This window comes from Devosia sediminis (assembly GCF_016411825.1).
In the GTDB taxonomy this organism is placed as follows: Bacteria; Pseudomonadota; Alphaproteobacteria; order Rhizobiales; family Devosiaceae; genus Devosia; species Devosia sediminis.
The window spans coordinates 763,087-789,530 of sequence record NZ_JAEKMH010000002.1; the positions used below are offsets into that span (position 1 = coordinate 763,087).

The following is a 26,444-nucleotide window of genomic DNA, read 5'->3' on the forward strand; positions in this document are numbered from 1 at the left end:
CAGCGCCGGAGGGTATGCTTTTGTCCGCCTGCGGCCTAGCGCAGCAAACTCTGCCCGCCGTCGATCCAGACGGGTGTCCCGGTAATGTGTCGGGAGGCGTCCGAAACGAGGAAGGCGATGAGGTCGGCCACGTCTTCCGCCTTGCCCGGCTTGCCGCCAGTGAGCGGAATGTCGCCCTCCGGAAATTCCACCGGCACCTCGGCCTCGTCCTTGTCCCGCTGCTGGGTATTGTCGTCGATCTCGCTCTCGATCGCCCCGGGGCAGACGGCATTGATGCGGATCTTGTGGCGCCCCAGTTCCAGCGCCAGTTGCTGCACCATGGCCACCTGTCCGGCCTTGGTCGCCGAATAGGCGCTGGCTCCGGGCGTGGTGAAGGTGCGTGTGCCGTTGATCGACGAAATCACCACGATGGCCCCGCCGCCCGCCTTTTCCAGCTCCGGCACGGTGTGATGGATGGTGAGGTAAGTGCCCTTGAGGTTGACGGTGATGGTCTTGTCCCACTCGTCGGGCTTGATCTTTTCGATCGGCGCCCACACCCCGTTGATGCCGGCATTGGCAATGACGATGTCGAGCCGGCCGAATTGCTGGACCGCCTGCTCCACGATGGCTTTCATGCCCGCGTCGTCGGTCGTGTCGCCGACAATAGCCAGCGCCTTGCCACCGGCCTCATTGATCTCGCGGGCGGTAGCGTCGATCTCGTCCTTGGTGCGGCTCATCACCACAACGGCAGCGCCTTCGCGTCCCAGTTTCAGGGCCGCCGCCTTGCCGATCCCCGATCCTGCGCCCGTCACCAGCGCCACCTTGCCAGCCAGAAAATCCATGCCCGTCCTCCTTGTTGCGTGGGGGCAACGCAGAGAACGGGCAATGGTTGTCGTCAAAAATCTGCGAAATCAGAGGCGTTTGGGGTGGTCGGTATCGATGATCGCATGGGTCAGACTGCCGGTTGCCGGGTAAAGCGGGATCAGGCAGGCCTGCAGCGCGTGATAAAGATCGGGCTTGCCGACGAACAGGCGTGAAGTCGGCACCAGGTGTTCGGTCAGCTCGCTGTGCCAGCCGCCGCGCTCGTGATCGATCAGGTGGTTCTCGGCAAAATCCCAGAGCCTGCGATACCAGATCTGGAAATAGTCGTCGTGGTCATGCGCGCCGATATAGGCCGCCGCGCCGATGGCCTCGGCAATCGGCCACCACAGCTTTTCGCGCATGATCGGCTGGTTGTTCCAGTCCAGCGTGTAGAAAAAGCCGCCATGCTGCTTGTCCCAGCCCAGCTCCACCGCCTGGTGGAAGAGGTTGCGGGCGCCTTCGGTCATCCAGCTATGCTCCTTGCGGCAGAGCACGAAGAGATGGAACAGCAGGCGTGACCATTCCAGCGCATGGCCCGGAGTTGTACCCGAGGGGCGGAACATCTCCGAGCCGAGATACTCCTTGTCGAGGCTCCAGTCCTCGTGGAAATGCTCGGCCACGCGATAGTCAAGCCGGGAGGCATTGCGGTTGATGATGAGGTCGGAAATCCGCGTCGCCTTGTCTAGATAGCTTTTCTCGCCGGTCGCCTCATAGGCGGCCATCAGCGCCTCGGTGAGGTGCATGTTGGAATTCTGCCCGCGATAGGTGCTGATCTGCCGCCAGTCATTGCCGAATTCCTCGCGCACGGCGCCGGCCTTCTTGTCCCAGAAGCGCTGCTCGATCACCTCGGAAATGTCGGCGATGACGGTATTGGCCAGCGGATGCCCGAGGAGCTTGGCGCTCGACGCGGCGAGCAGCACGAAGGCATGGCCATAGGCCTGCTTGCTGTCGTCGACCGTGCCATTGTCGTCCAGTGACCAGACATAGCCGCCATGGCGCTGGTCGCGGTGCTTTTCCCAGAGATAGGTCATGCCGTGGTCGACGATTTCGTCCGATCCCGGCCGGCCGATCAGGCTGCCGATCGTGGCGCAGTGGATCATGCGCGTCGTGACGTGGATTTGCCGCAGCCCGTTGTCCGGCGACAGCGGCATGCCCTCGTCGGAAAGTTCGAAGAACCCGCCCTTGGGATTGATCGACGCCGCCTCGAAGAAGTCGAACAGGCGGCTCGCCTGCGTCATCAGGTACTGGCGGTGGAACGGGCGCTCCTGCCAGGGACCCCGGTTGGTGGCGGGCAGGTGATCGGCGGAATGGCTCATGCTGGCTCCCATCCGGCGCTAAACCCACGCCGGCTCATGTCGGCACGGGTTTTAGCGAAAGCATGAGAACGTTGCAAACGCGGGTTCTATTCTTCTCCCCATCGGGGAGAAGGTGGCGCGCAGCGCTGGATGAGGGTGTGGCGTTCATAAAGTCACCCCACCCTCAATCCCTCCCCATCAAGGGGAGGGAGGCGCAGGCATCCGTCGCCAGTGTTCATCGTCTCCCTCCCCCTTGTGGGGAGGGTAGCGTCGCTTAGGCCCGAAGGGCCGTAGCAGAGCTAGGGTGGGGGTTGCTTTACGCCCTCGCGTACCAAGCCTCCACCCGCCGCACTTCCTCCGCAGAACCCAGAATCACCGGCACTCGCTGGTGGATCCCCGTCGGCTCGACATCGAGTATTCCCTTGCGCCCCGTCGTGGACTTGCCGCCGGCGCCTTCCACCAGCCAGGCCATGGGATTGGCCTCGTAAAGCAGTCGCAGCCGGCCGCCCTTGCTCACCGTCTCGCTGTCGAGCGGATAAAGGAAGATGCCACCGCGCATCAGGATGCGGTGGATATCGGCCACCATGGATCCCACCCAGCGCATATTGTAGCGTTTTCCGGCCGGCCCTGTTTCACCGGCGACGCTCTCTTTCACATAGCCTGTCGTCGCCGCATCCCAGAAGCGCTCGCGCGCCGTGTTGATGGCAAATTCCCCGCTCGCTTCCGGCACCTTTGCCGCAACGACCGTCTGCACCCAGCGGCCCCCGGCATCGAGCGTGAATACGCTCGTATCGCCCATGACGCGCAGCACGAGGCTCGTCGCCGGGCCATAGGCGACATAGCCGGCCGCCAGTTGCGCCGTGCCCTTCTGCAGAAGCCCGCCTGCCGCATCGAGGACGGAAAAAATCGTGCCCACCGTGACGTTTACGTCGAGGTTTGAAGACCCGTCGAGCGGATCGGTGGCGATGTTGAAGCGGCCTTGAATCGAAAGATCAACCGCTTCATCCAGCTCTTCCGACACCAGAATCGAAATTGCCGGATTTTTGCGCAAGTGATTCAAAACTATGTCGTTTGAGATCACGTCGAGCGCCTTCTGCGCCTCGCCCTGCACGTTGTCTGACCCCGCCAGCCCGGTCTGCCCGGCAATCGGCGCCTCGCGCAGGACGGCGCCGATCTCGACCCCCGCCGCAGCCATGGACAGGATCGCCCCCGCGAGCTCCCGGTCATCAGTCTGCGTCGCCAGCCATTCAACAAGATCGGTCATGCGGAGGTCTCCATTGCTGGCGTCCACAATCCCCAATCAGGAAGGTGAGACAAGGCCGACTTTCGGGTGAGGTAGTCAGGTTCCCGTCCACCCTCCCCCTTGAGGGGAGGGTAGTGAAGCTTGGTGCGCAGCACCTAGCGCAACTAGGGAGGGGGTGCGACCGTTGCCGTCACCCCACCCTCATTCCCTCCCCATCAAGGGAAGGGAGGCGCAGGCATCAGTCACCAGTGTTCATCGTCTCCCTCCCCCTTGTGGGGAGGGATCAAGGGTGGGGGTGATCGTGAGGCTCCTGCTACTCCCGCGCCAGATCCGCCAGCAGACCCGCCGCCACGCTCAGCCGCGACACCGTGATTGCCCCCTCGGTCAGGTCTTTCACCGCATCCACGGCCCGCGCCACCGCCACCGAGCGGCCCAGCACGAAATCCTCGACCGATCCGGCCGCCAGCACATCGGCGGTGAGGTCGCGCAGGGCCCGCATCAGATTGGCCAGCGCCCTGTCCAGCGCCATGCGATCGAACCGGTCGCCCAGGACAATGGCGCGCCCCTGCTCGATGATGCGGAACAGGTCGAACAGCCCCGCCACGCCGAAGAAGGCCCGCGCCGCATCGATGACATCCACACCGGCCCGTTCCGACACCAGCACGATGTCGCTGGCATGGCTGAGGAAGGGCAGCTCGCCGATCCGCTGCGCCAGCTCCGCCGGCACGCCATGCGCCGTGAGCGCACCGGCCCGCTCGGCCACCTCGAGGCGCTGCGTCTCCGGCAGCAGCCCCTTGGTCTCCGCCAGCAACACGACGCCGGCGCGGTGCCGCTCCACCAGCGCCGCCAGCCCGTCGGTCACCGCGCCATTGCGCAGGAACCACAGGACTTCCTGCCGCAGCAGCGCTTCCACCTGCGCATAAAGCGCCAGTTGCACTGCGCCCGGCACCGTGCCGTCGAGCCGGTCGATGGCGGTGTTGAGAGCAGTGAGCCCATAGGTGTCGCGCACCGCCGCATAGGCCAGCGCCACTTCCCCGGCGCTGGACGACGTTGCCGCCGTCAGTTCCGACACGAAGGCCGGCCCGCCGCGATTGATCATCGCATTGGCCAGCACGGTGGCGATCACCTCGCGCTTGAGGCGATGGCCCTCCACTGCCGCCGGATAGGTCTGGTGCAGCTTTTCCGGGAAATAACGGAAAAGTTCGCCTGAGAGATACGGGTCGTCGATGGCCGTGCCGGCCAACAGGTCATGGTTGAGGGTCAGCTTGGCATAGGCGAGGATGACAGCCAGTTCCGGCCGCGTCAGCCCCTTGCCCTCGGCAGCGCGGGCCTCCAGCACCGCGTCGCTGGGCAGGAATTCCACCGCCCGGTCGAGCAAGCCGCGCTCCTCCAGCCCCTCGATCAGCACCCGGTGATCGGGCAGTTCGGCGACGCCAGACCGTTCGGCCAGCGAAAGCGCCAGCGTCTGCAGGTAATTGTTCCTCAGGCACAGCGCCGCCACTTCCTCGGTCATCGACGCGAGAAAGGCGTTCCGCCGCTCCATGTCGAGCTGGCCCGAAGCCACGAGCGGCGCCAGCGCGATCTTGATATTGACTTCGAGGTCAGAGGAGTTGACGCCGGCCGAATTGTCGATGGCGTCGGTATTGATCCGCCCACCCTGGCGCGCATAGGCGATGCGGCCGCGCTGGGTGACGCCGAGATTTGCGCCTTCGCCCACCACTTTGGCGCGCACCTGCTCGGCCGTGACGCGGATGGCGTCATTGGCGCGGTCGCCGACCTTGGCATCCTCCTCGTCGGCCGCCTTGATATACGTGCCGATGCCGCCAAACCAGAGGAGGTCCACCTCGGCGCCGAGGATGGCTTTCATCACCTCGTTCGGTGTCGCTGCATCCTTGGCGAGACCGAGCAGAGCCTGCATTTCGGGGCTCAGCGGAATGGCTTTGAGCGAGCGCGAAAACACCCCGCCGCCCGGCGAGATCAGGCCCTTTTCATAATCCTGCCAGCTAGAGCGCGGCAATTCGAACAGCCTTTGCCGCTCGGCATGGCTGGCCCCGGCATCCGGATCGGGGTCGATGAAGATGTCGCGATGGTCAAAGGCCGCCACCAGCCGGATTTCCGGCGACAGCAGCATGCCATTGCCGAACACGTCGCCGCTCATGTCGCCCACGCCGGCCACCGTGAACGGCTCGCGCTGGATATCGCGATCCATCTCGCGGAAATGCCGCTTCACCGCTTCCCAGCCGCCGCGTGCGGTAATACCCATTTTCTTGTGGTCATAGCCGGCCGAACCGCCCGAAGCGAAGGCATCGCCCAGCCAGAAGCCACGCGCGGTCGCGATGGAATTGGCGAGGTCCGAAAAGCTCGCCGTTCCCTTGTCCGCTGCGACCACCAGATAGGGGTCGTCGCCATCGCGCCGCACCACCCTGGCGGGCGGCACCACGGCGCCATCCACGAGGTTGTCGGTCACGTCGAGCAGCGTGCCGATGAAGATGCGGTAGCTCTCAGTGCCTTCCGCCATGAAGGCGTCACGCGCCATGCCCGGCGCCAGCCGTTTCGGCACAAAACCGCCCTTGGCGCCGACCGGCACGATCACCGCATTCTTCACCTGCTGCGCCTTGACCAGCCCCAGCACCTCGGTGCGGAAATCCTCCGGCCGGTCCGACCAGCGGATGCCGCCACGGGCAATGGCGCCGAAGCGCAGGTGCACACCCTCGACGCGCGGTGAATAGACCGAGATTTCGCGATAGGGCCGGGGGGCCGCCATGCCCTCGACCTTGCTGCTGTCGAATTTGATCGCCAGCGCCGGCCGCCGCTGCCCCTCGGGGTCACGCTGCCAGGCATTGGTGCGCAGCGAGGCGTCGATCAGGTTCTGGAACCGCCGCACAATCGTGTCCTCGTCCAGCGACGAGATCGTCTCCAGTTCCGCCGCGATGGCGTCCCGCGCCCGCGTGGCGGCGCCGGCATGGTCGGCCTCGTCCGGGTCATGCAGCGCCGCGAACAGCGCCACTAGCGCCTCGGCCGCGGCGCTCTGGCTCACCAGCACCTGCGCGATATAGCGCTGCGAATAGGAAGTCCCGACCTGCCGCAGATACCGCGACAGTGCCCGCAACAGTGCCACCTGGCTCCAGTCGAGCCCCGCCAGCGTCACCAGCGCATTGAGCTGGTCGCTTTCCGCAGTGCCGGCCCAGACGGCGAGCAGGCCCGCCTCGATGGCCTCGGCCCGTGCCATCACATCGACGCCGGCCTCGTCGCCCAGCTCCAGCACCATGTCGTGCAGGTAGCGCTCGACCCCGTCGCGCGGCACCACCGTGTAAGTCCGCTCGTCAATCACCCGGAAGCCGAAATGCTCCAGCATCGGCACGCGGTCCGAAAGCGGGATCGCCGTGCCTTCGTGATAGAATTTGAGCCCCAGCGTCCCGTCGGTGCCGTTGCGGCTCACCAGCCTGATGGCAATGCCGTCTTCCCCGAGGCCCTGGAACACGCCGATATCGCGTAGCGCATCCTCGGCGCTGTTGCGGCTCTGGTAGGCGCCGGAAAAGGCATTCTTCCAGGCGCTGACCGCGCCCGGTTCGGCCGCCGCCGCCAGCAGCATGTCGGAAAAATCATGCGTCAGCGCCTCGACGCCGGCCTCCAGCGTCCTGCGCTCCGGCCGCGGCGTCGGCCCGCCATTGCGCCCGATGATGACATGCAGCCGCACCAGCTCCCCTTCCGGGAAATGCGGGTAATAGGCCGAGATGCGCCCGTCATAGGCCTGCGCCAAATATTGCGTGATCCGCGCCCGAACAGTGCCGTCATAGCGGTCGCGCGGGACATAGACGAGAATGGAGACGAAATTGTCGAACCGGTCGATGCGCGGCAAGACGCGCACCCTCGGCCGGTCATAGAGCCCGGCAATGGCCTCGGCGAATTCGGCCAGTTGCCTGGTGTCGATCTGGAACAGTTCGTCGCGCGGATAGCTGTCCAGCGCGCCCAGCAGCGTGCGCCCGGCATGGCCCAGCGGATCGACGCCCGACTGCTGCATCACCTGGGCGATCTTGCGCCGGATCAGCGGCACGTCCGTATGCGGCGTCGCCAGCGCCTGCGCCGTATAAAGCCCCACCACCCGCAATTCGCCGCTGGCCTTGCCCTTGGCGTCGAACAGCTTGATGCCCACATAGTCCATATGCGCGCGCCGATGCACCCGCGCCCGCACATTGGCCTTGGTCACCAGTACCGGGTCCGGCCCCTCGACAAAGGCCACCAGTTCGCCCGTGCTTTCCACATATTCCGGCCCGCTGCGCAGCACCTTGAGGTTCGGGTCGCGCAAAATGCCGAGGCCACTGCCTTCCACCGGCACCAATTCACCGCCCTCGAGCCGGTATTCCCGAGCGCCCAGGAACGTGAAGTTGTGTTCCGTCAGCCAAGTGACGAAGCGATCGCCCTCGTCGCGCTGGGCCGGCTTCAGCGCATCGAGGCCCGCTGCCGCGCGCCGCACGCGTTCCAGCATGGGCTGCCAGTCGGCCACCGCCAGGGCCACGTCCCGCAATGTCGCCTCGAGTTCAGCCACGAGTCCTTCGACATCGGCCACTGGGTCGGACTGGATATGAAGCATGCTGACCGCCGCGCCGCCCTCGGTCACGACTTGCCCGCGCGAGACCAGGAGGACCGGATGCGCGAACAGTCGGATCACCCCGCCCATGGCCCGGAGCGCGGCAAGCGCGCTGTCGACGATGAACGGCATGTCAGGAGAAATGACGTCGAGCAGCAGGGGGCCGCCGGCAGCCGCGGGCCGCGTGGCCAGCACGCGCGTCGCCTCGACCGGCCCGCGGACGAGCCGTGCGTGGCTGGAGGTAAGTGCGTCGATCAGCCGGTCCGGGTCCTGCCGCGCCAGGTCATCGGGGTCGATGGCGGCAATTGCCGTCTCCAGGAACAGCCGGAGGCTTTCATCGCCTTCCGTCCCGGCGCGTGCCCGCTCCAGAAACTGCGCTTCAACTGCGTTGGACATGCCGTGCTCCCCGTGACTCGCTCCATCACCTTAGGCGGTGCGGATGACACTGTCTGCCCTTCGGATTTTTGCGCCGTCGCCCGCATCGGGCAGGGGAGAGGCGCGGCACGCCATTCCACATTGTGGTCACATCTGGGCAAAGCGTTTCTTCCGGTCGCGGCCAATTGAAAGGTTTACGACTTGTTAAACCCTATCGAACTGGTAGTCTTAGCGCCGGATCGAACAAGGTGGCCCCATGCCCAAGCTGTCGCATTACGTGTCCTATGCCGCGCTGGCTGCAGCGCTGATGCTGGGCTTCGCCGTCACCGTCCTGGCCGGCTTCCAGTTCTAAAAGCGGACCAGACGAGCCCCATGCGAAAAAGCGACCTTAGCGGTCGCTTTTTTCGTATCTATCAACGGGACTTATCGGAGGCTGCGGATTCAATGTATCGTGGCCGGGTCGATAGGGGTGCCTGAACCATCGCCGATTTCCGGTCCGGCCCAGAACACGACGTAGAGCAGGTCCTCGCCGGTGGCATCGGTAATTTCGATCGAGCGCGGCTCGTCCATTTCCCCGCCTTCGCCGGCAATCTTTTCGATGATCGCGCGGCCCATTTCGGCGGCCGACTGCTCGGCGGCCTCCAGGTTCGGATGCTCGCTGCCCGCTTCGTCGCGGATCAGGGCGGACTCGGTGCGGTAGTGGAAATAGTAGCGCGGCACGAAACTCTCCCGTTGCTCCGGGTCAACGCGTCGGCACCCGATCTGTTGCAGGCGCCTCGATCACCCAAACTCTGGCATTCCGGCGGGCGTCAGTCGACCCCGTTGAGATCACGGTAGCCATGCCGGTGCCACATGAGCGGGCTGAGGCGGGAATCGGTTTCCGCCTCGATGATGGCGCCGGCGAACAGCACATGCGTGCCGGTCTCCATCGCGCCGATGACCTCGCAGTCCAGCGCCGTCACTGCACCGCGCAGATGCGGCTGGCCGGACGGCCATTCGCCCCAGTTCCCACGGCCGAACCGCAGCTCTGCCGGCACTTTGCCGGCAAAGGCATCGGCCATCTCGCTTTGGTCGCTGGCCAGCATGGCGAGTGAAAAGCCACCGGTCCGCGCGATCAGGTCGGCAAGGCGGCTGACGATGTCGATGGAAACCAGGATCGCCGGCGGCTGCGCCGAAAGCGACAGCACCGATGTGGCGGTACGGCCGATCCGTTCGTCGCCGCGCCGGGCCGTCACCACATGCACGCTCGATGCCAGTCCCGACATGGCGGCGCGGAATTCCGCATCGCTGACGGTCGGGCGGCGGAGCGGCCGCAAGGCCATGCTGTCGGGAAGATCGAAGTCGGGCATAAGGATAGTCATAGTGGTTGTAACTCGAGGGAGCAAACGATGCTCAGGCGAACACCGGCCGAACTCCTCCCCCTTGACGGGGGAGGATGGGTGGGGGTGTGCAACGCAATGGTGGCATCAAGCGGGTATCCTGCTCGTCGGCCCCCCACCCTTGGTCCCTCCCCACAAGGGGGAGGGAGCCGCATAGAGTACTTAGCGAGCCTCAGCCCAGGTTGGATTCCGCAAACTCGTAGTTCGCCAGCTTATCGAGGAAGTTGCTCACATAGTCCGGGCGGCGATTGCGGAAATCGACATAGTAGGAGTGCTCCCACACATCGAGCCCGAGCAGCACCTTGCCCTCGCCGGTCGCCAGCGGGTTCGAGCCATTCGGGGTCTTGGTGGTCTTGAGCTTGCCATCCTGGCCCAGCACCAGCCAGGCCCAGCCGGAGCCGAACTGCGTCGTCGCAGCGGTCTTGAAGCTTTCCTTGAAGGCGTCGACCGAACCGAAATCCTCGACAATTTTGGCTTCGAGCTTCCCGCCCAATTTGCCGCCATTGGGCGAAAGGGCGTTCCAGAAGTGGATGTGGTTCCAGTGCTGGCCGGCATTGTTGAACACCGGCGCCAGGTCGGCTTTGCCATTGGCGAAGGCGACGATCTCCTCGAGTGACTTGCCCTGCAGGTCCGGGTTCTTCTCGACGAAGCCGTTGAGCGCCGTCACATAGGCCTGGTGATGCTTGCCATGGTGCAACTCGAGCGTTTCCTGGCTCATGCCGCGTTCGGCAAGGGCAGCGGGAGAGTAGGGCAGGGCGGGGAGCGAGAAGGTCATTTCGGGAGGTCCTTTCGGCACCGGCTTGCATGTTTTTGCTGGCCGGGTTAATTTCCAAGCAATGGCTTTGAAAACCCTTTCCGCAGATATGTCAAGCTCGGGCTTGGAAAACACCGCCTGGTCGCCGCGCAGTCCCGGCGAGCGTATTCTCATGGCCCTCAAGATGCATGGATCGCTGTCCGCCTCGGCCATTGGCGCGCGGCTGGGCACCACCAGCGAGGCCGCTCGCCAGCAATTGCTGCGCCTGGCCGAAGAGGGCCTGGTCGAGGCGCGCAGCCTTTCCGCCGGCGTCGGCCGTCCGACCCAGCTCTGGGCCCTCACGCCCGCTGCCCAATCGCGGTTTCCCGACACCCATGCGGCGCTGACCGTCCAGTTGCTCGACATCATCAGCAATCACCTGGGCGATGCGGCGCTCGACGCCATCATCTCCGTGCGCGAGGCCGACACGCGCGCCGGCTACCACGCCGCCATGGAGGACGCGCCGGATCTGAAATCCCGCGTCGCCGCGCTGGCCGAGCTGCGCAGTCGCGAAGGCTACATGGCCGCCTGGAGCGAGGAGCCCGACGGCTCCCTGCTGCTGGTCGAAAACCACTGCCCCATCTGCGCCGCCGCGACCGCCTGCCAGGGCTTTTGCCGCGCCGAACTCGACGTCTTCCGCTCCGTCCTCGGCGATGGGGTCAGCGTCGAGCGAACCGAACACATCGTTTCGGGCGGCCGGCGCTGCTCCTACACCATCAAGGCCATATCCAATGCCATCGCCTGATCGCCCGCCCGTGGGCACCCAGCTTCATCGCATCGGCTGGGAAGTGCCCGAAGGCCTCGACGAGGCCATGATCCGCTCCGTGGTCGACGAATTCTACGCCCGTGCTCGCCGCGACGATGTCATCGGCCCGGTCTTCAATTCGGTCATCCCCGATGCGGAATGGCCCGAGCATCTGAGCAAGATCGCCGATTTCTGGAGCTCCATGCTCCTGGGCTCCGGCCGCTACAATGGTCGCCCCATGCCCAAGCACATGGCCATTCCCGAGCTGGGCGATGCCCATTTCATGCGTTGGCTGCGTCTCTTCCGCGAAACCGTCACCGAACTCTGCCCGCCCCAGGTCGCCGCGCTCTTCATCGAGCGTTCCGAACGCATCGGCAACTCCTTCCGCATGAACATCTCCATGCGCCGCGGCGACGACATCACCCAGATGGGCCCGCTCAAACGCGAAGCCGCCCCGAGCTGGAAGCCGGAATAGGGCTCAGAGGTTCGGCGCCATGACGAAGTCGAGGCTCTGAACTTCGCCACCGCTGATCGTCAGGAAAACAGTGGTGGCGCGCAGGGCCGAACTCCCATCCCGCACGGTGACCTTGATCTGTGCGTGGCAGGTAATCTTGTCCCCGTTTTCGGTGCCCGGCCGCATCTGGCCCACGAGGCTGAGGCTCACGCCCTCCGCCAGTGGGTCCCCATTGCCCAGTCGGGCGCGGCTGATCTCGGTGCGGAAATAATCATTGACGCCGGGATCGGTACAATCCGGTTGGAAGTCATTGGCGCTGGCGCCTGAAACGGTCAGGGCGGTCATGCACGCGGCAAGGCCGGCCAAAGCCCGGAGCTTGAAACGCATTGTGTCTCTCCTGATGATTATCGTGCCAATTGCATCAGCTCTTCGAAGCTGGTGCGCTCAGCCGAAAGCACAAAGGGAACCTGGCGCCGGCGGCTGAGGCCAAGCGGATCACCGGTGGCGCGCTCGGTGACATTGCGCGCCCAGCCCTCCGCCGCGCGGCAAGCCCAGTTGCCGCCCATCTCGCCGGTGGATGGATTGTAGGTATTGGCGCCGTAGCGGAAACACAGCACCGGCCTGCCGCCGCGCCAGTGAAACTCGAAATCGCCGCGCAGCACCACCCGATTGCCCGGATAGAACAGATAGGAGTGTCGGTCCTCTCCCATGAAGTAGACCTGGGTGCCATGACCCTCATCGAAGGAAATAAGGGTCTTGCCGACAAAGAAGTCTTCCCACTTTGCCTGCTCCTCCGCCTGGCTGGAGGATTGCGCGAGCACGGGCTGCATGAAAACCAGCATGGCGGCAAGGAAGACGAAAACGGAACGCTGCAGCAAACATGCCCCCGAAATATTGATTGCGCTACCGGTCTTCAGTCTAGATCTTCAAACGACAATCAAACGTCGGAGCGCTGCCGTCGGTTGCTGTGGCCATCAATTGAGGCTCGCCCTGTGGGGCGCGTCGCGCGGGGAACCTTCTTGCGCCTTCCTGCTTGCCTCAGCAGGGAAGGAGAATGCTCATGGCAACCATCGTCCGTCTCTCTCAGGAACAGATCACCCAACTGCTGGACGAAGCCGACAGCATGGAGAATGCGCTCAAGGAACTGCATGCCGAGCTGGTCGATATCGGCACGCCCAAGGAAACCGTGGCCCGCTTTGCCCGGGTGCATGATCGCTTCACCGCGGTCATGACGTTCCTGCGGCGGCAGCGCGAACTTGGCGCCTAGCCGTTCCCGCCCGGAACCATTGGCGCCGGGCGGGGGAGCTGCGATCAATCCGTGAGGTTTTCGTCGGCCGCTTCCACCGAAGCCGTCAGCTTGTCGAGTTCGCTCGCATAGGCGCCGTAGGTACGGATCCAGTAGGCGGGCCATTCGCCCACTTGGCCGGCCGCCACTGCCTTGATCGTCTGCCAGGTCGGCTGCTCTTCGGCATGCGCGAGCACGGAGGCGGAACGATTGTCGACGATCACCAGGTCGGGCTGGTACTTGTCGGCATTTTCCCAGGCCAGGATTTCCCAGTATTCGCCTTCCGGGTCCGTCGGCGTGATGACGTTGAGGCCCCAATTGACGAAGTCGTTGAGTTCGGACGCCATGGCAGGCACCGCAACTTCCAGGTCCTCGACACCGGCCCATACGGCCATCACGGTCAGGTTCGGCTTGGCCGCGGCCGCTGCCTTGAAGGCTTCCAGCGCGGTTTCGAACCGCGCCTTTTCCGCCGCGACGGGTTCGGCGGCGAGATCGGCGCCGAGGCTCCCCGCCAGCACTTCATATTCCTCGATCATGGTCAGGATCGAGGGCGCCTGCACGATGCCGGCCACCGGCGCGATTTGCAGCAGCACCGAATCCGCCTCGTTGAGCGGCTTGCCGCCCCAGTAGGTTTTGCTGACCGGCCAATATTCCGAGATGATCAGGTCCGGCTCCAGCGCCGCCACCTTCTCGATGTCGATCTCGCCCCAGGCCTGCCCGACGATCTCGATGCCGGTCAGGTCCAGGCCCTGCAGCGACTTGTTTTCCTCGACCGGCGTCTCCGAGAAGATCGCGACCGGCCGGATGCCGAACGACATCAGGGCCGCGGCCGGAATGGCATGCGCCACGATCCGCGTCGGGGTCTCGTCGAGGCTGACGGTCTTTCCCGACCCATCCACGAAACTCCACGGCTCCGCCAGAACGGGCGTCGCGGAAAGGGCCAAGAGGGCCGAAAAGGCCGCAGTCTTCAATAGGTTCATCGCGCTACTCCAAAGCTGGAACAGCGCTACCCGAGTGAAACTTGTCTCGTCAACTCCAGTTTTATCGGCGGCTGGCAGTCTAGCCCAGCAGTCCCACGCCCTCCGGCACATCGCGATCCATCACCAGCACCCCGTCGACCACGGTCAGTCGCGCCTGGTGGATTGCGGTGCGCCGCGCCGCAACGTCGGGCGGGCCATCGGCCTGGCTGCGCTCGTCCCAATCAGGGTGAGTGAAATAGAACATCGCCGCGTGGTCCCTGAAGGCTACGACATCGGCATGGCGGACGAATTTGCGGTCCGCTTCGTGCTGTCCCGGCTCGTTGCCGATAATGCCCTGCCGGCGCCAGAGGCGCGTATCGTCGGAGCGGAAGACGCCCTGGCCATGCCATTCGTCGACGATCAGCCAGTAATAGCCGCCCAGCGCGAAGACGTTCGGCCCTTCATGCGGATCGCCATAGGGCGAGCCGGCCAGCACCCGCCCCTCCACCTGCCAATTGAACAGGTCCTTGCTCGACGCCGCCCAAGTGCTGGAGCCTGCATTCTCATCCTTGTACCACATGCGCCAGAGCCCGTCGGGGCAACGGAACACGCAGGCATCGATCACTCGCTGGCTCGAGAGCCGGATCGGCCCGACGCGCTGCCAGTTCGCGAGGTCCTTGCTGACGAAATGCGTGATGGTGCGCGGCACCCCGCGCCAGTCGTCCGGCACCCCGGTGATATAGCTGAGGAACATGTGATATTGCCCCTCGGCATAGATCACCTCCGGCGCCCAGTGCGTATTGCCCCCGGGCTCATCGGCTGGATCATCGAGGCCCGCCACCGTGCCGCGATAGTGCCAGCTCGCGCCGCCATCGAGGCTCATGGCAACTCCGATGGGCGAGCCGTGAATCCAGGTGAATTTCGGCCCCGCTGCCCCGGCCCGCCGATCGGTGTAAAACATCCACCACTCGTCAGACCCTTCGCGGCGAACCACCACCGGGTCCGCCGCGCCATCCTCGACCGGATCACGAAATATCGGTGCGCTCATGCTCTTAACAATCGCCGGTGCCCACCCTCCCCCTTGAGGGAGGGGAGCGAGATAGGACCTAGCGTTTGCTAAGTCCGTTGAATCGAGCAGGGTGGGGGTGTCGGTCCCGCCGTGTTCACACAGACTCATAAACCCGGACGCTGCGCCCGTCAGCCCTGTCGATGAGCCGTCCGGCCTGTCCAACACTGCCATTGGCCAGCCGCAGCATGTCCGGATCGGTGCCGAGCTTCCCCGCCCCCGCATCGTCGGTCGAGAGCACTGAGGCCTTCAGCAGCCGCGAATAGGCGTGTTCCGGATTGTCGAGCACCGTCCGCGCATCGCCCATTTCCACGATCCGTCCCCGCTGCATGATGATCAGCCGGTTGGAAATGTAATAGGCCGTCGCGAGGTCATGCGTAATGTAGATCACCGACACCCCGAGATCGTCCCGCAGGCTCTTCAAGAGGTTGACGATGCTCATGCGCAGCGACGCATCCACCATCGACACCGGCTCGTCAGCCACCAGCAGCGGCGGATTGGGGATCAGTGCCCGCGCAATGGCGCAGCGCTGCAACTGCCCGCCGCTCATTTCATGCGGAAAGCGCCCGCGCACTTCCCTAAGGCTGAGGCCCACCTTCTGCAGCGCCTCGTCCATGGCCCGGTCGATTGCCGCCTTGTCCGACGTATGGAGAAACCGTCTTGCCGTCGATTCCAGATACCGCTCGATCTTCTTCAGCGGATTGAACGCCTCGAACGGGTTCTGGAACACGGGCTGCACATTGCTCATGAATTCGAGCCGCTTGGCGCGGCCGGCATGCCGGTCAACCTTCTGCCCGCGAAACAGGATTTCCCCGCGCGACGGGTCTTCGAGCCCCAGGATCATCCGCGCCAGCGTCGTCTTGCCCGATCCGCTCTCGCCGATAATGGTGAAAATCTCCGGCTTTTCCGCGGAGAGCGAAAAGCTCGCATCCATCACCGCGTCCACCTGCTTGCGGCCGAACAGGCCCCCCATGGTGAAGCGCTTGGAAACGTCGCGCACGTCGAGAAGCGTCGTCATGCCATCACTCCCGCGGGTTGGGTCGCATGCACCAGCGGCGCCACGTCGCGCCAGCGCCAGCAGGCGGTGCGGTGGTCCGGCCCGATGGTTTCGAGCGGCGGCACCTCTTTCCGACAGATGTCGATCGCCAGCGGACAGCGCGGGTGGAAGCGGCAGCCCTGCGGCGGATCCGCCAGGTTCGGCGGCCGCCCCTCGAGGGCCGGGCGCTGCTGCGTGTCGCCGATGCGCGGCAGGCTGGCCACGAGATGGGCGGTATAGGGGTGCTTGGGCGCAAAGAACATCTCGCGCGTCGGCCCTTCCTCGACCAGGCGCCCGGCATAGATGATGCCCACCCGGTCGGCGACATTGGCATGCACGCTCATGTCGTGGGTCACGAACACCACCGAGGCGCCCATCTCTTTCTGGATGTCGCGGATGAGGTTCAGCACTTCCTTCTGCACCACCACGTCAAGCGCCGTGGTCGGCTCGTCGGCGATGATGAATTCGGGATGGCACACGGTGGCCAAGCCAATGGTCACGCGCTGACGCATGCCGCCCGAAAGCTCATGCGGATAGGCGCGAAGCACGTCAGGCGGCAGCTTCAGCCGGTCGAGATGGGCAACGACCCGGTCCTCGAATGCCTTGCCCTTCAGCCCCAGCGGCCGCGCCGCGAAATCGTGAAAGGTCTTGCCGATCCGGCGCACCGGATTGAGCACGCTCATCGACCCCTGCATGATATACGAGAGGTGCTTCCAGCGCACCGCCTCGACCTCATCCGGCGTCGCATGGGCCACGTCGATCGCCCCGCTGGAAAAGCTGTACTTGGCCGTCCCGCTCACCACCCGCAGCGGTGGCCTGATCGCCGCCGCCAGCACCTTGATGAAGCTGGTCTTGCCCGACGAGCTTTCCCCGGCAATGCCATAGACCTCGTTCTTGCGCATTGTGACGGTAATGTCGTCCACCGCCCGAACCTCCCGGCTCACGCCGAAATAGTTCATCTGGTAATAGGCCTTGAGGTTCTCGACCTTGAGGATTTCCGGATTGTTTTCCAGGGTCATTCTTCTGCCCCTCCACGCGCTATGGCACGGAGGCCAAAATCAAACTCTGCGGTGGTGACCAACGCGGAAAAGTTCATACCTTCATCCCGCGCAGGGCTGAGCGGGTCCTTGGCACCCTCCCCCTTGAGGGGAGGGCCGGGGAGGGGGTGGTTGAGTGGCCCACTGATGGACCCCCACCCCCAGCCCCTCCCCTCAAGGGGGAGGGGAGCAGCATCGAGAAAAATCCTCATGCCCCCATCCTCCGCAGCCGGCTGCGCGGGTCGATATATTCATTCATGCTCACCGCCAGCAGGAACAGCCCGAGGAAGGTCATGACGATCAGGATCACCGGGATCACGATCCACCACCACACGCCCACCACCATGGCCGAGTGCGAATTGGCCCAGTAGAGCACTGTGCCCACGGTCGGTGTGTTGATATTGGTGAGGCCCAGCACGGCCAGCGTCACTTCGAGGCCGATCGACCACAGCATATTGTTCATGAAGGTCGCGAAGACGATGGGCATGACATAGGGCAGGTGCTCTTCGAGCAGCACTTTTCGCGTGCTCATGCCCGCAAACACGGCGTGGCGAGTGAATTCACGATGCTTCAATCCCAGCGCCACCGAGCGGATCAGCCGCGCGTCGTAGGGCCAGCCGAAACAGGCCATGATCAGCGCCAGCGTCATCGCGTCCATATTGCTGCGCAGCACGAAATAGAACAGCACCAGCACCGGGAAGATCGGCACGGCCACGAAGATGTCGTTGATGAACATCAGCACCCGATCGACCCAGCCGCCGATATAGCCCGACAGCAACCCGACGGTGATCGAGATGATGCGGCTCAGCACCGCCACGGTGAAGCCGAAGATCAGGCTGTTCTTGAAGGCGGTGGAAAGCTGCCAGAACATGTCCTGTCCGCGCGAATTGGTGCCGAACCAGTACTGCGTCGAAGGCGGCATGTCCGGCATGGTCATGTAGATCAGCGTCGTGTCGACCGGCGAGAAGAAGCTGAGCGATGCGAAGATGACGACGATGGTCACCAGCACCAGGCCGATGGCGAATTCCAGATTGTAGCGGATGAGGTCGCGGAAAACGGCAAACATGGCTCTACTCCGCCCGCACGCGAGGATCGAGCAGCGGATACATGAGGTCGACGATAAAGATCGCCAGCGCCACCGCCGTCACCGAAACTGTCGCCACTGCCAGCACCAGCGAATAATCGCCGCCGCCCACCGCATCGATCATCAGCGACCCCAGACCCGGATAGTTGAACACCTGCTCGGTGATGATCGTGCCCGAAAACACGCCGCCCAGCGTCATGGCCAGCGCCGTCAACTGCGGCACCAGCGCATTGCGGATCACGTAACCGCCCACGATCGTGTTGCGGTTGACGCCGGCGAGTTCCGCATAGGTCACGTAGTCCTCGGTCACCACATTGGAGACCAGCGCCCGCATGCCCAGGAACCAGCCGCCGAACCCGACAAGCACCAGCGAGGTGGCGGGCAGGATCGCATGGGTCAGCACCGAGGCGATGAAGTTCCAGTTCCAGCCCGGCGTCACCGTCATCGAGAAGCCGCCGGAGATCGGCAAAACCGGCCAGACGAAGCCGAAAATGATGAGCAGGATGAAGGCGACGATATAGTAAGGGATCGGCTGGATGCCGATGGCGACGATGCCGAAAGCCTTGAGAAACTTGCTGTTCTGGTAGTAGCCGGCAAGACCGCCGAGGATATTGCCGACGATCCAGGTGATCAGCGTCGAGGTGACCAGCAGCCCCACGGTCCAGGGCAGGGCCCGCATCACCAGGTCCATGGCCGGCGTCGGGAAGGCGATCAGCGAGGGCCCAAGGTCACCCTGCAAGAGCCGCACCCAGAAATTCCAGTATTGCACCAGGAGCGGCTCGTTGACGCCATACATGTCGGTCAGCGCCTCGCGCATGGCGACGATGGCCTCGGGCGAGAAATTCGACCGCGCCGTCATGCGCCCCAGCGACGCCTCGACCGGGCTGACCGGTGACAGGTGGGTGACGAGAAACGTGGCGGAGACGCCGAAGAAGACCACAGCAAAAAGCTGCAGCAGGCGTTTGCCGACGAAAATTAAGTAGCCTTGCATGGGACCTCTCAACGTCCACTTTCTGCCCGACTGCACGGGCTCTCCTCCACCGCTTGCGGGGGGAGGGGGACCGCCCTTAGGGCGGTGGAGGGGGGTGCAACGAGCGCAAAGCCGGTGAACGTCCCCGCGTTGCTCCCTCTCCACCACGCTCCGCGTGGTCCCCCTTTCCCGCAGGCGGGAGAGGAACCAATACGAAAGGGGCACGCCGGAGGGCATGCCCCTCTGAGGAACCCGACCAAAGCCGGGTCCCCCGGGAGGTCCTTAGCTGGCCCCTTCGACCGGCGTGATCTGCGTGAAGATATACTTGCCGTTCGACCAGTTGGTGACCGGGTTGGCATAGGGCGCGTCCGCATTCGGCCAGCCGGTCCAGTACCGGTTCGACTGAATGGAGAAGACGTTGTAGGCCATGATCGGAATGTTCGGCATGTCGTCGAGGTGCAGCTTGACGAATTCGTGGCCGTATTCCGTACCCTTCGGGTCGTTGAAGTCGATGGCGCGGATATTCTCGATGATGGTGTCGAGCCCCGGATTCTTCCAGCGCATCCAGTTACGGGCAGGCTGGGTTGCGCCCGGCTCGGCCACATATTCCGAATGGTAGCTGTCGAGGAAGAAGCTGAGGTCGGGGTGACCGCCCCATGTTTCCACGGCCCAGCCGATTTCCACCGCATAGTCGCCGGCGCCGGTCCGGTCCCAGATATCAGGCGAGACTTCGGCCGAGGCCTGCACGCCGTTCTGCGCCCAGGTCTGGGCGATGATCACGCCCAGGCGGTTGACCACGCCTTCGCTCGGCACCAGCACGCTGAACTGGAACGGCTGGCCTTCTGGCGTCATCCACTGGTTGCCATTCTTGGTGAAGCCGGCCGCGGTGAGCAGTTCCTCGGCCGCCGCGATATCCTGCTTCCACCAGCCATAGCCAAAGGCATTGCGGATGGCGTCTTCATCGGTCGGCACGGCATCGCCGAACTGCGGACGCACCATTTCGGCGATCTGGGTGCCGATATTGGGGTCGTAGGGCTTGATCTTGCGAGTACCGGTATCGAGCTCGTAGTTGACCAGATAATCCTGCAGCGGTCCGTGATAGTCGCGCGGATGCGTGCCGGTCGGCGGCACCGAGATCGCCGAGAGCGTCGCCGCACCGCGATAGGACGCCATGGACATGGCGCGGGCATCGAGCATCAGGGTCAGGGCCCAGCGCACGCGCTTGTCCGCAAAGAGCGGGTTCTGGTGGTTGAACACCGCCATGACCAGCGTCGGATCGGGATGGGCATAGGGGAAGCCCGGGAACCAGCCCTGCACCTGCGGGTCCTGGTCCATGATCGAGAATGTGCCTTCCGGCGACAGGTCGTGGATCATGTCGAGATTGCCGTTGCGCATCTCGATCAGGCGATTGTCGGTGGAGATATTGTTGCGGTAGATGATGTATTTGGGCTTGGGCTCGCCCACCAGCGCCATCGTGGTCTTGTCCCAGTCCGCGCGCTTTTCCCAGATATACCAAGTGCCGTTCGGATCGAACGAGTGCAGCGTGTAGGGCCCGAGGCTGAGCGGCGGGTTGTAGTCGTAGCTGAGCACGTCCTCGACGCCTTCGAACACATGCTTGGGCATGATCCAGGCGGCGTTCCAGCGCACCGAGAATACGGTGTGGAAGCGCGAATTAGGGGCCTTGAGCTTGAAGTGGACAGTATACTTGTCCGGCGCGGTGACTTCGGCCACCTGGGTGGACATGGCGCCGCTCCAGGTCATGCCGGGCGTATCGCGCTGTTTCTCGACCGTGAACACAACGTCATCGGCGGTGAATTCCACGCCGTCGCTCCAGAAGATGCCTTCGCGCAGCTTGACGGTCATTTCCGAGAAGTCGTCATTATATTCCCACGGGCCCGAGGCCAGGGAATAATAGATGGCGTTCTCGCTCTTTTCCGGCACGCCGGCATCGGGATCGATGAACCACAGCGTGTCCATGGTGAGCTGGTGCAGGCCATTGGACCAGCCGCCGCCGCCATTGACCCAGATATTGAACCAGCTCGGATTGCGGATCACCCCTTCGGGGTTGTGAACGATGACCGTCTCGTTGCGCGGGAACTGCGCCAGGTCCGGGGCGGTGCCCTCGGCTTCCTGTCCCCAGGCGAGGTTGTTGCCGGCAACCATCAGCGCGCCAATGGCCGTGGAGCCGATCAGAAATCTGCGTCTATCCATCGATGTCCTCCCTTGCGGGGCGCCGCTCGGCGTCCCCTTCTCGGGCGCCACTTGGCGTCCCTTCCCGGGGCTCCTCAACCCCGCGATAAGTCATACTTAACTAGGGGTTTTCTGCTGTCAATGGACTTTCTGATGTAAATCCAAAACCATGATATTGAATGCAAAAGGGCGCCTCGTTGCCGATGCGCCCTCTCACTTCTCACTTGCGTTATGCTTCGCGCTAACAGTCCGCTAGCAAATTGTCGCCTGCGCGGGACTGGATCAGATTTTGACCCGCACCATCTGGTAGGAATAGGGCGGCAGGGTGACCGTCAGCCTGCCATCCGCCGCCTTGGCGCCCGATCCCTTCTGCGGCTTCACCTCGTCCTGCGCCTTGGCCGTATTGACCGCCTTGAGGTCCCGATGCGTCATCACCTGATGGTCGATAACCTCTGCCTTTTCAAACCCTTGCAACTCCACCTCGGACTCGATGCTTTCGCTCGTATGGCGGTTGACGAAGAAGAAGGTCAGCGTGCCGTCCTCTTCGTTATGCACGCCCGACACGTCCACATAGGCCGTGTTCTTGGCATGCGTGGTCTCGTAGCCCGGCGAGTTCGTCACCAGTTGCAGCGCCGTGCCGCGACCAAAAACCGAAGCGAAATAATAGGGATAGTAGATGGTCTGGGCCCAGGCCGGCCCACCCTTTTCGGTCATGATCGGCGCGATCACGTTCACGAGCTGGGCGATGCAGGCGATTTTCACCACATCGGAGCGGCGAATGAAGGTGTTGAGGATCAACCCCACCATCAGCACGTCTTCGAAATTGTAGATGTCCTCGAGCAGGCCAGGCGCATGCGGCCAGCCGCCATTGCCCTCCAGGATCTCGCGATCCTTCTTGTTGGAATGGTACCAGACATTCCACTCGTCGAAAGAGATGTAGACGTCCTTCTTGCTCTTCTTCTTGGCTTTGACCTGCTTGATGGTCGAGGCCACCGTCTCGATATAGGTGTCGAGTTTTTCGCTCAGTCCCAGATAGTTAGGTGTATTGTCTTCGCGATTGGCGAAATACATGTGCAGCGAAATATGGTCGACATGCTCGTAGGTATGCTCGAGCACGATGCGCTCCCAATCGGGGTAGCTCGCCATGTCCGAATTGGATGAGCCGCAGACGATCAGCTCCAGCGACTTGTCGAACATGCGCATGGCGCGGGCCGTGTTGGCGGCCAGTTTTCCGTACTCATCGGCATCCTTGTGGCCGACCTGCCAGGGGCCATCCATCTCGTTGCCGAGACACCACATTTTGACGTTCCACGGCTCCTTGCGCCCGTTCTTGATGCGCAGGTCGCTCCAGTAGGAGCCGCCGGGATGATTGACATATTCGAGGAAGTTGCGCGCCTCGTCGACGCCGCGCGACCCTAGATTGACAGCCAGCATCATCTCGGTGCCGACAGTGGCGCACCAGTCGGCGAATTCGTGGATGCCGACGGCATTGCTCTCGGACGTATGCCAGGCAAGATCGAGGCGGGTGGGGCGCTGCTCGCGCGGGCCGATGCCGTCTTCCCAGTTATAGGCCGAAACGAAATTGCCGCCGGGATATCGGACAACCGGGACGTTCAGGTCCTTCACCAGCTTGGCGACGTCGCCGCGCATCCCGTCCTTGTCCGCTGTCGGATGGTCGGGCTCGTAGATACCCTCATAGATGGCGCGACCCAGATGCTCGAGAAAGGCCCCATAGACACGATCGTCGATTTTCGAGATCGTATAGTCCTTGTTCGCGATAACAGACGCCTTCACTCGCCCCTCCACTAATTCCGATATTCTGATTTATATCATTGATACCGGTTTTAGCGACGGCTCCAGATAGGCGCAAGGGCCTTTTGTATGATTTTTGGCCCGTGAGAATTATCGCGCAGGTCGGAGAGAGGGGGTAAGTTACGGCGCGGTATGCAGGCGCAGGATGATGTCCTGGTCGTAATTGCCGAAGCCGCGGCCGAAAATATTGATGCCGCCGGGGTGCTTGGCGTCGGGCTTCACCGCGATCCGCAACCGGATCGAATGGTGGTTGGCAAGGTCCAGGTCGAGCAGCGACACCGGCGAGATCTTCATTCCGTCGACATAGGTGCCGTCCTTGGTCACCCGCCAGCTCTTGAGCTTGCCGTACTGGCTGCCCTTGAGCTTCCACCAACTGGGCGTATAGACGCCGCGCTTGTCGCCGAAATCGCCGGTCGAGAGCCAGGTGCCGATTTCCGTGCCATTGACCGAAAGCGTGATGTCGCTGGGCCAGTCAGCCGAAGTGCCTGGCACTTCCGAGCTCAGCTCCAGCACAAATTCCATAGCATCGATCGTATGTTGCGCGAGCTTGGCATTGTTGGGGAACTGGTATTCCAGGAACCCGCGCGTGAACCAGATCAGCCCGGCCTTCATGCGATCCGGGTCGAGGAATGTGTCGGGCACGTCCAGCAAGCCGACGATACCCTCGGTCGAACACAGCCCACACGGGGCCGACACTTCGCAACTCGTGTAGAGGCCCAGCGGCATCGACACTTCGATCGTGTTGTCGCGCAGCGGCTCGATGTCGTCCTTGAACATGACAAGCACTTCGTCGAAGGTCGAGTGGCAGATCTTCTGGTTGCCCTTGCGCGCCTTCTGCGTCTCGGTGCGGATCAGGCCGGCGCCCTCGAGGATCTGCAGGTTGGTCGACACGGTCGACTGCGGCAGGCCCAGTTTCTCGGCAATGTCATTGCCGTTCATTGGCCCCTCGACATGCAGCAGCTTGAGCATCTTCACCCGCACGGGCGAGGCCAGCCCCTTGAGCACCTCGATGCCTTCTTCGGGGTCGATGACGAGGAAATTCCGGCTCATATGGGGGTGCAACGCTGATCTTGAGATGTTTGAGACTGTGTATCAGGAATCCTGAACCAATCAACAGGGGCCGGTATAGTGTCTGGTCATCGTGGCTGTCCGTCCGCTAAGTTGGCCGCGACCGCTTCGGGAGAGAGCGGTCCTGGAGGAGAAAAGCCTATGACTTTCCGTGCCTTGCTGACGGAGAAAGGCGCTGATGGAGCAATTTCGTCATCCGTGCAGATGCTCGACGATGCGCGCCTGCCCGAAGGCGACGTGACCGTCGAGATCGAATGGGCCGGTCTCAACTACAAGGATGGACTGTGCCTCATGGGGCAGGGCGGGTTAGTGCGGACCTATCCCCATGTGGCGGGCATCGATTTCGCCGGTCGCGTTCGTGACAGCAGCGACAGCCGCTACCATGCCGGTGACGCGGTCGTCTTGACGGGCTGGCGCGTCGGCGAGGCACATTGGGGTGGCTATGCCGAGCGCGCTCGGGTCAAGGGCGACTGGCTGGTGCCCCTGCCATCAGGCCTTTCGAGTCGCGACGCCATGGTGATGGGCACCGCCGGTCTCACCGCCATGCTGGCCATCGACAGGCTCGAGGCCCTCGGGATCACGCCGGGGAGCGGCGAAGTACTGGTCACTGGCGCGGCGGGCGGCGTCGGCTCCATCGCCGTCGCGCTGCTCAAGCGCCTCGGCTACACGGTCGCGGCCCTGTCCGGCCGCCCCCAGCATGCCACCATGCTCACCGAACTGGGTGCAGCCAGCGTCATTGACCGCGCCGAATTCATGGCCCAGCCCGACAAGCCCCTGGAATCGGCGCGCTTTGCCGCGGCGATCGATTGCGTCGGCGGCGATGTCCTGGGAAAACTGCTGCGCCAGATCGCTTATGGCGGCGCGGTGGCGAGCCTCGGCAATGCGGCGGGCATCGCGCTCAACACCAATGTCCTGCCTTTCCTGCTGCGCGGCGTGACCCTGGCCGGCATCGACAGCGTCATGCAGCCTTATGAAGCCCGCATCGCCGCCTGGGCACGCCTGGCGGGGCTCTTCGATTTCTCTGCTTACGCAGACAATGTCGAGGAGGTCGACCTCGACACCCTGCCGGACAAGGCGGCGCAAATCCTGCGCGGCGAGGTGCGCGGCAGGGTCGTCGTCAACCCGCGCGGCTGACCGGCTGCATAGCGTGCGGCCGACGAACTGATTTTCGAAACAAGGAGTGTAAATTGGTATTTCGGGCGGTGCTCGTCGGTTGTGGCGGCATGTCAAAAGGCTGGCTGACGGCCATCACCACGCATCCCTTGCTGAAGGGCAGGATAGAGGTGGTGGGTCTCGTCGACCTCGATCGGTCGACGGCGGCAGCGCGCGCCGCCGAATTTGGCCTTTCCGATGTCGCTATCGGCACCGATCTGGGTGCCGTCCTGGCCGAGACCAGGCCTGACCTGTTGTTCGACGTGGTTGTCCCGGTCGCCCGTGCCAGGGTGGTCGAGACTGCCTTGCGCCACGGCTGCCACGTGCTCAGCGAAAAGCCCATGGCCACGAGCATTGCCGAGGGTCGCGCGATGATCGAGCAGGCGCATGCCACAGGGCGCGTCCATGCCATCGTGCAGAACCGCCGTTTCATTGCCGGCGTTCGCCGCCTCCGCGCCCTGATCGAGAGCGGCGCGCTCGGCGCGCTCACCAGCCTAAATTGCGATTTCTTCATCGGCGCCCATTTTGGCGGCTTCCGCGAGGACATGGACAATGTCCTCCTGCTCGACATGGCCATCCACACGCTCGATGCGGCCCGCTTCATGTCCGGCAAGGTGCCGGAGGCGGTCTATTGCCTTGAAACCAATCCGCCCGGCTCCTGGTATCGCCATGGCGCCGCCGCCAATGCCATCTTCGAGTTTTCCGACAATGTCGTCTTCAACTATCGCGGCTCCTGGGCCGCTGAGGGCGCCAATACCAGTTGGGAAAGCGCCTGGCGCATCGTTGGCACTGGGGGCACCGTGCTGTGGGATGGCGCCGACCGCTTCGAGGCAAAGGTGGTCGACGGCGACACCGGTTTCTTCCGCCCGCTTCGCGACATCGATGTCCCCGAGCCCGCCAATGCCGACCAAACGCATGGCCATGCCAGCGTCATTGCCGAATTCCTCGATGCCATCCAAACCGGCCGCGTCCCGGAAACCGATGGCACCGACAACATAAAAAGCCTCGCCATGGTCTTTGCCGCTATCGAAAGCGCTAGGACCGGCCAGCGCGTCACCCTTTCCGTTTGAAGG

Annotated in this window: 23 protein-coding genes; 5 read left to right on the top strand and 18 right to left on the bottom strand. The window is 63.7% G+C overall.

Going from position 1 to position 26,444, the window contains the following annotated elements; genetic code table 11:
- Nucleotides 1-35: 35 nt before the first annotated feature.
- From JEQ47_RS10945 to JEQ47_RS10975, 7 genes are all read right to left on the bottom strand, one after another.
- On the bottom strand, nucleotides 36-821 hold the full coding sequence (locus tag JEQ47_RS10945) for an SDR family oxidoreductase (protein ID WP_198876432.1): 786 nt from the start codon (nucleotides 819-821) through the stop codon (nucleotides 36-38).
- Between the two features lie 69 nt (nucleotides 822-890).
- Nucleotides 891-2,156: an AGE family epimerase/isomerase gene (locus JEQ47_RS10950; RefSeq protein ID WP_198876433.1), complete on the bottom strand. Its 1,266-nt coding sequence runs from the start codon at nucleotides 2,154-2,156 to the stop codon at nucleotides 891-893.
- 295 nt (nucleotides 2,157-2,451) lie between these two features.
- Nucleotides 2,452-3,399 (bottom strand): class 1 fructose-bisphosphatase, encoded by a 948-nt coding sequence (locus tag JEQ47_RS10955; RefSeq protein WP_198876434.1) that lies wholly within the window; start codon nucleotides 3,397-3,399, stop codon nucleotides 2,452-2,454.
- A gap of 292 nt (nucleotides 3,400-3,691) precedes the next feature.
- Nucleotides 3,692-8,362: an NAD-glutamate dehydrogenase gene (locus JEQ47_RS10960; protein WP_198876435.1), complete on the bottom strand. Its 4,671-nt coding sequence runs from the start codon at nucleotides 8,360-8,362 to the stop codon at nucleotides 3,692-3,694.
- Between the two features lie 420 nt (nucleotides 8,363-8,782).
- A complete protein-coding gene (locus JEQ47_RS10965) occupies nucleotides 8,783-9,061 on the bottom strand; it encodes a DUF6894 family protein (protein WP_198876436.1) in 279 nt (92 codons plus the stop codon).
- Nucleotides 9,062-9,150: 89 nt separating this feature from the next.
- Nucleotides 9,151-9,702, bottom strand: coding sequence for a flavin reductase family protein (locus JEQ47_RS10970; protein WP_198876437.1), 552 nt, complete (start codon nucleotides 9,700-9,702; stop codon nucleotides 9,151-9,153).
- Nucleotides 9,703-9,892: 190 nt separating this feature from the next.
- Complete coding sequence (locus JEQ47_RS10975) at nucleotides 9,893-10,495, bottom strand: superoxide dismutase (protein WP_198876438.1); 603 nt, start codon at nucleotides 10,493-10,495, stop codon at nucleotides 9,893-9,895.
- An 88-nt stretch (nucleotides 10,496-10,583) separates the two neighbouring features.
- On the opposite strand from JEQ47_RS10975, the gene JEQ47_RS10980 reads away from it, so the two are divergent.
- The gene (locus tag JEQ47_RS10980; protein WP_198876439.1) at nucleotides 10,584-11,258 is read left to right on the top strand and encodes a helix-turn-helix transcriptional regulator; all 675 of its coding nucleotides are present in this window, start codon (nucleotides 10,584-10,586) and stop codon (nucleotides 11,256-11,258) included.
- A complete protein-coding gene (locus JEQ47_RS10985; protein ID WP_198876440.1) occupies nucleotides 11,245-11,733 on the top strand; it encodes a group III truncated hemoglobin in 489 nt (162 codons plus the stop codon). Before JEQ47_RS10980 ends, JEQ47_RS10985 begins: the two co-directional genes overlap by 14 nt.
- Before the next feature lie 3 nt (nucleotides 11,734-11,736).
- On the opposite strand, the gene JEQ47_RS10990 is transcribed toward JEQ47_RS10985, so the two are convergent.
- Complete coding sequence (locus tag JEQ47_RS10990; protein ID WP_198876441.1) at nucleotides 11,737-12,099, bottom strand: hypothetical protein; 363 nt, start codon at nucleotides 12,097-12,099, stop codon at nucleotides 11,737-11,739.
- Nucleotides 12,100-12,116: 17 nt separating this feature from the next.
- The gene (locus JEQ47_RS10995) at nucleotides 12,117-12,590 is read right to left on the bottom strand and encodes a hypothetical protein (RefSeq protein WP_198876442.1); all 474 of its coding nucleotides are present in this window, start codon (nucleotides 12,588-12,590) and stop codon (nucleotides 12,117-12,119) included.
- A gap of 182 nt (nucleotides 12,591-12,772) precedes the next feature.
- Between JEQ47_RS10995 and JEQ47_RS11000 the strand changes: the two genes are divergently transcribed.
- On the top strand, nucleotides 12,773-12,979 hold the full coding sequence (locus JEQ47_RS11000; RefSeq protein WP_198876443.1) for a hypothetical protein: 207 nt from the start codon (nucleotides 12,773-12,775) through the stop codon (nucleotides 12,977-12,979).
- A 44-nt stretch (nucleotides 12,980-13,023) separates the two neighbouring features.
- Here JEQ47_RS11000 and JEQ47_RS11005 read toward each other — a convergent pair whose 3' ends face one another.
- The 9 genes from JEQ47_RS11005 to JEQ47_RS11045 form a co-directional block, all read right to left on the bottom strand.
- Entirely contained in the window at nucleotides 13,024-13,977 is a 954-nt protein-coding gene (locus JEQ47_RS11005) for an ABC transporter substrate-binding protein (RefSeq protein ID WP_198876444.1), read from the bottom strand.
- A gap of 79 nt (nucleotides 13,978-14,056) precedes the next feature.
- A complete protein-coding gene (locus JEQ47_RS11010) occupies nucleotides 14,057-15,004 on the bottom strand; it encodes a family 43 glycosylhydrolase (RefSeq protein WP_198876445.1) in 948 nt (315 codons plus the stop codon).
- A 115-nt stretch (nucleotides 15,005-15,119) separates the two neighbouring features.
- Complete coding sequence (locus JEQ47_RS11015) at nucleotides 15,120-16,040, bottom strand: ABC transporter ATP-binding protein (RefSeq protein ID WP_198876446.1); 921 nt, start codon at nucleotides 16,038-16,040, stop codon at nucleotides 15,120-15,122.
- Nucleotides 16,037-17,077 carry an ABC transporter ATP-binding protein gene (locus tag JEQ47_RS11020; RefSeq protein WP_198876447.1) on the bottom strand — a complete coding sequence of 347 codons (1,041 nt, stop codon included), beginning with the start codon at nucleotides 17,075-17,077 and terminating at the stop codon, nucleotides 16,037-16,039. Before JEQ47_RS11020 ends, JEQ47_RS11015 begins: the two co-directional genes overlap by 4 nt.
- Before the next feature lie 226 nt (nucleotides 17,078-17,303).
- Nucleotides 17,304-18,161 (bottom strand): ABC transporter permease, encoded by an 858-nt coding sequence (locus JEQ47_RS11025; protein WP_198876448.1) that lies wholly within the window; start codon nucleotides 18,159-18,161, stop codon nucleotides 17,304-17,306.
- Nucleotides 18,162-18,165: 4 nt separating this feature from the next.
- The gene (locus JEQ47_RS11030; protein WP_198876449.1) at nucleotides 18,166-19,170 is read right to left on the bottom strand and encodes an ABC transporter permease; all 1,005 of its coding nucleotides are present in this window, start codon (nucleotides 19,168-19,170) and stop codon (nucleotides 18,166-18,168) included.
- Between the two features lie 261 nt (nucleotides 19,171-19,431).
- Nucleotides 19,432-21,312, bottom strand: a complete 1,881-nt coding sequence (locus JEQ47_RS11035) for an ABC transporter substrate-binding protein (protein ID WP_407931784.1) — start codon at nucleotides 21,310-21,312, stop codon at nucleotides 19,432-19,434.
- A gap of 309 nt (nucleotides 21,313-21,621) precedes the next feature.
- Nucleotides 21,622-23,133, bottom strand: coding sequence for an arabinosylfuranosidase ArfA (gene arfA, locus JEQ47_RS11040; protein ID WP_198876451.1), 1,512 nt, complete (start codon nucleotides 23,131-23,133; stop codon nucleotides 21,622-21,624).
- A gap of 138 nt (nucleotides 23,134-23,271) precedes the next feature.
- Nucleotides 23,272-24,201, bottom strand: coding sequence for an ArsR/SmtB family transcription factor (locus tag JEQ47_RS11045; protein WP_198876452.1), 930 nt, complete (start codon nucleotides 24,199-24,201; stop codon nucleotides 23,272-23,274).
- A 159-nt stretch (nucleotides 24,202-24,360) separates the two neighbouring features.
- Between JEQ47_RS11045 and JEQ47_RS11050 the strand changes: the two genes are divergently transcribed.
- Entirely contained in the window at nucleotides 24,361-25,353 is a 993-nt protein-coding gene (locus JEQ47_RS11050) for an MDR family oxidoreductase (protein WP_198876453.1), read from the top strand.
- Between the two features lie 53 nt (nucleotides 25,354-25,406).
- Nucleotides 25,407-26,441 carry a Gfo/Idh/MocA family protein gene (locus tag JEQ47_RS11055; protein ID WP_198876454.1) on the top strand — a complete coding sequence of 345 codons (1,035 nt, stop codon included), beginning with the start codon at nucleotides 25,407-25,409 and terminating at the stop codon, nucleotides 26,439-26,441.
- Nucleotides 26,442-26,444: the final 3 nt, after the last annotated feature.